At 69.1% G+C, this 1695-nt stretch carries 2 protein-coding genes; both read right to left on the bottom strand.

Annotated elements, in window-relative coordinates; translation table 11 throughout:
* Positions 1–753, bottom strand: a 753-nt coding sequence (gene hemF, locus AC1D15_RS30800; protein WP_477829022.1) for an oxygen-dependent coproporphyrinogen oxidase, incomplete at its 3' end; no start/stop codon positions are given.
* The coding region (gene purD / locus AC1D15_RS30795) for a phosphoribosylamine--glycine ligase (RefSeq protein WP_477829021.1) at positions 750–1695 on the bottom strand (946 nt) is incomplete at its 5' end. The genes purD and hemF, both read right to left, overlap by 4 nt.

Raw genomic sequence — 1695 nt, 5'->3', positions numbered from 1 at the left:
GTCGAACACCAGGTTGAACTCGACATAGCGGCCGCGCCGGTAGGCCTGGAAATCGCGCTCGAGCTCTCCGTAAGCAAGTGCCTGGCGGCGCTGCACGATCGGCAGGTAGGCCGGGATGAACGCATCGCCGACCGCGCGCAGCATCTCGAAGCTGCGCTCGAAGCCGAGCTCGGAGAAATCGTCGAAGAACACGCCGCCGATGCCGCGCGGCTCGTTGCGGTGCTTCAGGAAGAAATACTCGTCGCACCACTGCTTGAAGCGCGGGTACTTGTCATCGCCGAAGGGCGCGAGCGCGTCGCGGTTGGTGCGGTGGAAATGCTGCGCATCGGCTTCGAAGCCGTAGTACGGCGTCAGGTCCATGCCGCCGCCGAACCAGGTGACCGGYGCGCCACCGGCCGGCAGTGCGGCCAGCATCCGCACGTTCATGTGCACGGTCGGCACGAACGGGTTGCGCGGGTGGAAGACGAGCGAGACGCCCATCGCCTCGAACGGCGCCCCGGCCAGCTCGGGCCGGTGCTGCGTGGCCGACGGCGGCAGCACCTTGCCCTTCACGTGCGAGAAGCTGCAGCCGCCGCGCTCGAGCAGCGGGCCCTCTTCCACCAGCCGCGAGAGGCCTTCGCCCTCGAGCTTGCCGCCGGGCTCGCGCACCCAGTGGTCGGTGATGAAGGCATCGCCGCCTTCGGCCTCCATCGCGCCGATGATGCGCGACTGCAGGCCGAGCAGGTACTCGCGGACCGCGCCGGTGTCGCTCATCGCTTGATGGCCCGGTGGCCGATGTCGCGCCGGAACTGCATGCCGTCGAAGTGGATGCCCTGCAGCGCTTCGTAGGCGCGCTGCTGCGCCATCTTGGTCGAGTCGCCGAGCGCGGTGACGCACAGCACGCGCCCGCCCGCGGTCACGGCGCCGCCCTTGTCGGGCGCGGTGCCGGCATGGAACACCATCGCATCCGGCTGCTCGGCCGGCAGGCCGGTGATCGCATCGCCCTTGCGCGGGTTCAGCGGGTAGCCGCCGGCCGCCATCACGACGCCGAGCGCTACGCGGCGGTCCCATTGCAGCTCGACCTGGTCGAGCGTGCCGTCGGTGGCCGCCATCATCACGTCGAACAGGTCGCTCTTCAGCCGCATCATGATCGGCTGCGTCTCCGGGTCGCCCAGGCGCGTGTTGAACTCGATCGTCTTCGGCGCGCCTTCGTCGTCGATCATCAGCCCGGCATACAGGAAACCGGTGAACGGCACGCCATCGCGCGCCATGCCGGCGATGGTCGGCAGGATGATCTCGTGCATCACCGTCGCATGCACGTTCGGCGTGACCACCGGTGCCGGCGAGTAGGCGCCCATGCCGCCGGTGTTCGGGCCGACATCGCCGTCCTGCAGGCGCTTGTGGTCCTGGCTGGTGGCGAGCGGCAACACGTTCCTGCCGTCGCACATCACGATGAAGCTGGCTTCCTCACCCTGCAGGAACTCCTCGATCACGACGCGCGCGACGCCGGCGTTGTGCTGCACGCCGAGACGGTTGTCCCCGCTCTTGCCATCACCTGCGCCGAGGATCCAGTCGATCGCCTCATGCGCCTCGGCCGCCGTCATCGCGACCACCACGCCCTTGCCGGCCGCCAGGCCGTCGGCCTTGATCACGATCGGCGCGCCGTGCTTGTCGACGTGCGCATGCGCCGCCTTCGGGTCGTCGAAGGTGGCGTAC

The sequence above is a fragment of the Rhizobacter sp. P2_H2 genome (assembly GCF_056403375.1).
The sequence above is the reverse complement of the archived record's forward strand: the minus strand, read 5'-3'. Positions and strand labels throughout refer to the sequence as shown.